The 6,527-nt window shown below is 73.7% G+C and carries 7 protein-coding genes; 3 read left to right on the top strand and 4 right to left on the bottom strand.

Annotated elements, in window-relative coordinates; translation table 11 throughout:
• Positions 1 to 61: 61 nt before the first annotated feature.
• Positions 62 to 610 (bottom strand): hypothetical protein, encoded by a 549-nt coding sequence (locus tag BJP40_RS12485; protein WP_256220727.1) that lies wholly within the window; start codon positions 608 to 610, stop codon positions 62 to 64.
• A gap of 280 nt (positions 611 to 890) precedes the next feature.
• Between BJP40_RS12485 and BJP40_RS12480 the strand changes: the two genes are divergently transcribed.
• Positions 891 to 1,403 carry a cupin domain-containing protein gene (locus tag BJP40_RS12480; RefSeq protein WP_071280427.1) on the top strand — a complete coding sequence of 171 codons (513 nt, stop codon included), beginning with the start codon at positions 891 to 893 and terminating at the stop codon, positions 1,401 to 1,403.
• A 203-nt stretch (positions 1,404 to 1,606) separates the two neighbouring features.
• Here the strand turns inward: BJP40_RS12480 and argF are convergent, their stop codons facing one another.
• Positions 1,607 to 2,608, bottom strand: coding sequence for an ornithine carbamoyltransferase (gene argF / locus BJP40_RS12475; protein ID WP_071280426.1), 1,002 nt, complete (start codon positions 2,606 to 2,608; stop codon positions 1,607 to 1,609).
• A gap of 202 nt (positions 2,609 to 2,810) precedes the next feature.
• Between argF and BJP40_RS12470 the strand changes: the two genes are divergently transcribed.
• Together BJP40_RS12470 and BJP40_RS12465 are read left to right on the top strand one after the other, a co-directional pair.
• The gene (locus BJP40_RS12470; protein ID WP_071280425.1) at positions 2,811 to 4,022 is read left to right on the top strand and encodes a cytochrome P450; all 1,212 of its coding nucleotides are present in this window, start codon (positions 2,811 to 2,813) and stop codon (positions 4,020 to 4,022) included.
• The gene (locus tag BJP40_RS12465; RefSeq protein ID WP_107416761.1) at positions 4,019 to 4,246 is read left to right on the top strand and encodes a ferredoxin; all 228 of its coding nucleotides are present in this window, start codon (positions 4,019 to 4,021) and stop codon (positions 4,244 to 4,246) included. Before BJP40_RS12470 ends, BJP40_RS12465 begins: the two co-directional genes overlap by 4 nt.
• A 433-nt stretch (positions 4,247 to 4,679) precedes the next feature.
• Here the strand turns inward: BJP40_RS12465 and BJP40_RS12460 are convergent, their stop codons facing one another.
• On the bottom strand, positions 4,680 to 5,915 hold the full coding sequence (locus BJP40_RS12460; protein ID WP_071280424.1) for an arginine deiminase: 1,236 nt from the start codon (positions 5,913 to 5,915) through the stop codon (positions 4,680 to 4,682).
• Positions 5,916 to 5,964: 49 nt separating this feature from the next.
• A complete protein-coding gene (locus tag BJP40_RS34220) occupies positions 5,965 to 6,135 on the bottom strand; it encodes a hypothetical protein (RefSeq protein WP_177204366.1) in 171 nt (56 codons plus the stop codon).
• Positions 6,136 to 6,527 lie beyond the last annotated feature (392 nt).

Genomic DNA, 6,527 nt, shown 5'->3' with positions numbered 1-6,527 from the left:
GGCGGGAACGGAGGTCGCTCGGCGAGGGGCCTGACGGGGACGGAGCTCGGCAGTCGGAGCTTCAATCCCAGCGGCTCGGGTCGTGGACGGCCCGGGTCCACTGGGCTTCGAACTCCTCTTGACTGACCACGAACGGCACCCAGGCGGGGTCGTAGCGGTCCACCCACGGGGGGTTGAACGGCCAGTCGTCCGGGGTGCTGCGGTAGGCCGTCCCGTCTTCGGTCAGCTCAACCTGACGAAGCCGACGTCCGTCAGGGCCGACCTCCATCAGGTAGACGACCGGGTCATCATCCTCGTCCCAACGGCGGCTCAGATACAGCAGGTCCTGGCCGGCCAAGGCGCCGAAGCCCGGCCTGCCGCGCTGGGCGTCCCGTTCGGCTCGGGCCTCGGCCAAGCTGCCCGGTGTGGTCGTCCCGTCGACGTCGGCCTCGTCAAGGCCCCACGTCTCGGCCTCCGCGCGGGTGGCCTCGGCGTGTACGACCTCCACGCCGGCGAAGGTCTCGAGCACCTCCTGCTCGGACCGGGCGTGGACCCACCACCAGGCACCGCCCATGCCGTAGTCGTGCAGGACCAGGAAACGCGTCTTCGACGCAGCGTCGGAGGGAGTCACCTGAGCACCCTAAGGGGTCGGGCTCCGGCAGCCCTTCGATGGGTGGTCAACCCTCACCGGTCAGGTGCCGAGGGCTGCGAAGTGGAGCCGACGGGCACGATCGGCGGCATCTTCGGGTGGGCCGGCGCATGCGCCGGCGGGCAGGATCGAGTGCTCGTAGCGGTGGGAGCCGGCCGGTGGGGGCGAGACCCGTTCGGCCGGCGGATCCCGCGCAGCGTACGGGCTCGGGGACCTCGCCCATGCCCGTGCGCTGTCGGTGCGGATCGATAGAGTTGCGATCATGAAAACGGAACACGACGTGACGTCCACGGTGCCGCAGGCGGTGCTGACACGGTCCGGCGAGGCGGAGACCTGCGCCGATCCCAGTGCGGTGATGGCATTCCTCGCCGACTCGCCGCAGACCGCGGGCGCGTTCACCAGCTATCGCTCCACCTTCGCCCGTGGAGCCGCCGGGGCTCCGGCGCACTTCCACACCCGCGCGTGGGAGATCTTCTTCGTGCTCGGAGGCTCGCTTCAAGTCCTGCTGGGCGAAGAGGTGACCACGCTGGACCAAGGTGACTTCCTGGCAGTGCCTCCCCACACGCCGCACGCCTTCCGGGCTGCTCCCGGGGCGGAGGCGGACGTCCTGTTCGTGTTCACCCCAGGGATGGATCGCTTCGACTATCTGCGGCTACTGGGCCAGGTAACCCGTGGTGAGGCCGACCCGCGTCGGCTCGCCGAGACCTCCGAGCGGTTCGACAACCACTACGTCGACAGCCCTGTGTGGCGGGCGACCCTGGAGCGGTCGCAGTGATGACCGCGTCCACCCACGCGAGCCGGGGGCGCGGGTAGGGGCCGTGGGCGCGGCGAGGGCGGGGTGCGGCCGTGGCCGGGCGGTTCGGCCCCTCCGTGGGGCCCGGAGTCGCCCGCACGGCCGCCCCGCGGCGCCCCGGGGGAACGGCGACCCGGCCGCGTGCGGAGCGCGCCGGGCCCTCCGGGCGCGCGACCGGGGGGCGGCTACGCGGTGAGCGTGGCGACGAGCAGCGCCTTGATGGTGTGGAGGCGGTTCTCGGCCTCGTCGAAGACGACGGAGTGCGCGGACTCGAAGACCTCGTCGGAGACCTCCAGCTCGGCGATCCCGTGCCGCTCGTGGATCTCACGGGCCACCCCGGTCCCGAGGTCGTGGAAGGCCGGCAGGCAGTGCAGGAACTTGACGTCGGGGTTGCCGGTGGCGCGCAGCACGTCCATCGTGACGGCGTACGGGGCGAGGGCGGCGATGCGCTGGTCCCACACCTCCTTGGGCTCGCCCATCGAGACCCACACGTCGGTGGCGATGAAGTCGGCGCCCCGGACGCCCTCCTCGACGTCCTCGGTGAGGGTGATGCGGGCCCCGCTCTCCTCGGCCGCCTTGCGGGCCTGCGCGAGGATCTCCTCGGCGGGCCAGTAGGCCGCGGGGGCGGCGATGCGGATGTCCATGCCCAACAGGGCTCCGGTGACCAGGTACGAGTTGCCCATGTTGTAGCGGGCGTCCCCGAGGTAGGCGAAGGCGACCCGGTCCAGGGGCTTGTCGGTGTGCTCGGTGACGGTGAGCACGTCGGCGAGCATCTGGGTGGGGTGCCAGTCGTCGGTGAGCCCGTTGTAGACCGGGACGCCGGCGTACGCGGCGAGCTGCTCCACGTCGTCCTGGCTGTCGCCGCGGTACTGGATCGCGTCGAACATGCGGCCGAGGACGCGCGCGGTGTCCCGCACGGACTCCTTGTGGCCGAGCTGGGAGCTCGACGGGTCGAGGTACGTGGTGGAGGCGCCCTGGTCGGCCGCGGCCACCTCGAAGGCGCAGCGCGTGCGGGTGGACGTCTTCTGGAAGAGCAGCGCGATGTGCCTGCCGCGCAGCCGCTGCACCTCGGTGCCCGCCTTCTTGGCCGCCTTGAGTTCCGCGGCGAGGCGGACCAGGCTGCGGAACTCGTCTGCGGTGAAGTCCAGCTCCTTGAGGAAGTGGCGGCCGGTGAGAGCGGTGGCCATGGGGACTCCTGGGTCGTGCGGGGCCGATCGAGACCGTGGAAGTGTATACGAAGCTTAGTATGTCTATACAGGCCCCCTGTCCCTGCCAGCGTGCGGCGGCCCTCCGGCCCCCGCCCGCCGGGTACCGCCATACGCACCGTTGACCCGCCCCCGCGCCGCTCCTACGTTCGTCAGCGCCGGCCCACGACAGGAGACCACCGCCATGACGACCGTCAGCGACCACGGGCAGACCCCGGCCCCCGCCCCGATCCCGTACCCCTTCAACGAACCGGACGGCCTGGCGCTGGCCGTGGACTACGCGCGCGTCCTGGAACGCCCCGGCCTGTTACGCGTGCGGATGCCCTACGGAGAGCCCGCCTGGCTGGCCACCCGGTACGCCGACGCGCGGCTCGTCCTCGGCGACCGGCGCTTCAGCCGCGCGGCGGGCCGCGACCACGACGAGCCCCGGCAGTCCGAGGCCCGTCAGGACAGCGGCATCCTCGGGATGGACCCGCCGGAGCACACCCGGCTGCGGACCCTCGTGGCGAAGGCCTTCACCGTGCACCGCGTGGAGAAGCTCCGCCCACAGGTACGGGAGCTCGCGCACGGCCTCCTCGACGAGATGGAGGTCATGGGGCCGCCCGTCGACCTCGTCGAGCACTACGCCCTGCCGATCCCCGTCGCGGTGATCTGCCGGATGCTCGGCGTGCCCGAGGCGGACCGGCCCCGCTTCCGGGTGTGGAGCGACGCGATGCTGTCCACCAGCTCCCTCACCGCGGAGGAGTTCTTCCGCCACCAGGAGGAACTGCGCTCCTACATGGCCGCGTTGATCGCAGACCACCGCGCGCACCCCCGCCCCGACCTGATGACCGCGCTGATCGACGCGCGGGACACCGGCGACCGGCTGAGCGAGCTGGAGCTGATCGACCTGTGCCGCGGCATCCTCGTCGCCGGCCACGAGACCACCGCCAGCCAGATCCCCAACTTCCTGTACGCCCTGCTGGAGCACCCGGACCAGCTCGCGCTGCTGCGAGCGCGGCCCGAGCTGGTGGCGGGCGCGGTGGAGGAGCTGCTGCGGTTCGTCCCGCTGGGCAGCGGCGCCGCGTTCCCCCGGTACGCCACGGAGGACGTCGAGGTGGGCGGCACGCTCGTACGGGCCGGGGAACCGGTGCTGGTGGCGATCGGCGCCGCGAACCGCGACGCGCTGAGGTTCGACGGGCCGGGGAAGCTGGACGTGACCCGCACCGGCGTGCAGCACCTGGCCTTCGGCCACGGCGTCCACCACTGCCTGGGCGCGCCACTGGCCCGCCTGGAGCTCCAGGAGGCGCTGCTGGCGCTCATCACCCGGTTCCCCGGACTGCGGCTGGCGGGTGACGTCGTCTGGAAGAAGGAGATGCTGGTGCGCGGGCCGCGCGAGATGCCGGTGGCGTGGTGAGGCGCGTGGCGTGGACCCTGGCGGTGGCGCAGGACCGGTGCATGGGCTCGGGCATGTGCGCGGCACTGGCACCGGAGCTGTTCCGGCTGGACGGCACCGAGCGCGCCGAGCCGGTGCGGGCGGACGTCGGTGCGGACGAACGCGCCCTGGACGCGGCCGATTCCTGCCCCGCCCTGGCCATCACGGTACGGGAGGGCGCCCGCGTCGTCGGCCCTCGGCCGTGACCTGCACGCGGGCGTGACCGGCACTCGGGCGTGCGGGCGTGCCGTCGGGGCGCCCGCGGCCCCGGCCGGTTCGCGGTCGGGACGGGGGCGCGGGTGTGAGGCTTCCCTCAAGGCGTGCCGGGGGGCGAGGTGCCCGATGCGGTCGCGGAGGTGACGCGTCCGCTGCCCACGGGGCACACGGGGCGGCTGCGCCCCGCGTCGTCGCCGGACGGTGGTCTGACGCGTCCGCCGCCCCGGGCCGCCCGGCCCGTACGCACGGGGTCTGGCCGCCCGGGGGCAGTGGCCGCCCGTCCGCGGTGGTTGCAGGTCCAGCGGGTGCGGGCCGCTGAGTCCGTGGCGCCCACCGCGGGGGGACGGCCCCGGGGCGCGCGGCGGACCGTGTGGCGCCCACGCGGCGGGGGACGGCCGCGGCGTGTGCGCCGGGCCGTACCGCCTAGTAGGCGGCGTCCCGTTCCACGGGGCAGCTCATGCAGCGCGGCCCGCCCCTCCCCCGGCCCAGCTCGCTGCCCGGGATCTCGATCACCTCGATGCCCTCGCGTCGCAGATGCGTGTTGGTGGTGACGTTGCGTTCGTACGCCACGACGACGCCGGGCTCCACGGCGAGGACGTTGCATCCGTCGTCCCACTGCTCCCGCTCCGCGGACCGCACGTCCTGGCTGGGCGTGAGGACCCGGATGGCCGGCAGCCCCAAGGCGGCCGCTATGGCCTGGTGCATGTGCTCGGCGGGGTGGTCGGTGACCCTGAGGTCCCGTCCGCCCTCGCCCGGCTCGATCGTGTACGAGCGGAGCATGCCGAGGCCGGCGTACTGGGTGAAGGTGTCGGGCGTGACCATCGTCATCACGGTGTCGAGGTGCATGAACGCCCGCCGCTTCGGCATGTCCAGGGCCACGATGGTGCGGGCGGAGCCCGCCGCGAACAGGCCGCGGGCCAGCATCTCCACGGCCTGCGGGGTGGTCCGCTCGCTCATGCCGATGAGGACGGAGCCGTTGCCGAGCACCAGGACGTCCCCGCCCTCGATCGTCGACGGGAAGTCGTCCTGCCCCTCCGACCAGTGGTGGAAGGCACCGGCCTCGGGGCCGGTGAACAGCGGGTGGTGCTTGTAGATCGCCTCGAAGTGGACGGTCTCCCGCTGACGGGCTGGCCACCGCATCGGGTTGATGGACACCCCGTCGTAGATCCACGTGGAGGTGTCCCGGGTGAAGAGGTGGTTGGGGAGCGGCGGCAGCAGGAAGTCGTCCGGGTCCATGACGTGGAAGCGGACGGAGGCGGGCTCGGCGTGGCCGGAGAGGTACTCCCGCTTCGTCATGCCACCGACCAGCGCCTCCACCAGCCGGGAGGTGTCCATGGCGTCGAACGCGGCACGCAGGTGGTCCGTGGCGAGCGGGCCGTACTCCTTCTCGTCGAAGACCCGGTCGAGGACGAGCTTGCGGGCGGCGGGCAGCTCCAGGGCCTCCCGCAGCAGGTCACCGAAGAGGTGGACGGTGACGCCCCGGTCGGCGAGGACGTCGGCGAACCCGTCGTGCTCCTGGCGGGCCCGCCGCACCCACAGGACGTCGTCGAAGAGCAGGGCGTCCTTGTTGGTCGGCGTGAGCCGTTTCAGCTCCAGGTCGGGGCGGTGCAGGATGACGCGGCGCAGCCGCCCGGTCTCGGAGTCGACGTGGAATCCCATCCCCCCATCCTGGCCGAGCGGGGCGTCCGACGCACCGTCACGGTCTCGGTCACGTACGCAGCAACAGCACGACGGCGGTGACGACCAGGGCGACGAGAACGGCCACTCCGGCTCCGGCGACGAGGTACGGCTTGGTGTCCTGTCCCCCGCCCCGGGCGGGCCCGTCGGACGGAGCGGACGCGGGGCCCTCCCCGGCCGTCCGGTGCGGCTGGCCGGGCACCGGTCCGCGGTGTGACGGGCCGGACACCGGTCCCCCGCGCGGTGGGTTCGGTGAGAGGGCGCCGCCGGCAGGGTCCGCGTCCTGCTGCCCCGCCGTCTCCCGGAGACCGGCGGAGGTGCCGCCGGGGCTGTGGGCCGGGGGCGGGGCGGCGGGTGTGCGGGGGGCGCCGCCCGCATCGCCGTGCTGCCGCCCGGGGCTCGGGGCGTACCCGGGTGGCGGAGCCGGCCGGGTCGGGCCGTCGTCGGTGAGCGCCGCGGAGGCGGCCGGGGCCCAGGGAGGCGGCGGCTGGGGGAGGCCCCGGGCTCCGGGCGCTCCCGGCGTCCCTGTTTCCGACGGGCCGGACCGCCCGCTGCGCCCGCCGGGCGGCGGCGCGTCCGCACCCCCCGGCAGGC

Source organism: Streptomyces sp. CC53 (assembly GCF_001865245.1).
GTDB lineage: Bacteria > Actinomycetota > Actinomycetes > Streptomycetales > Streptomycetaceae > Streptomyces.
The sequence above is the reverse complement of the archived record's forward strand: the minus strand, read 5'-3'. Positions and strand labels throughout refer to the sequence as shown.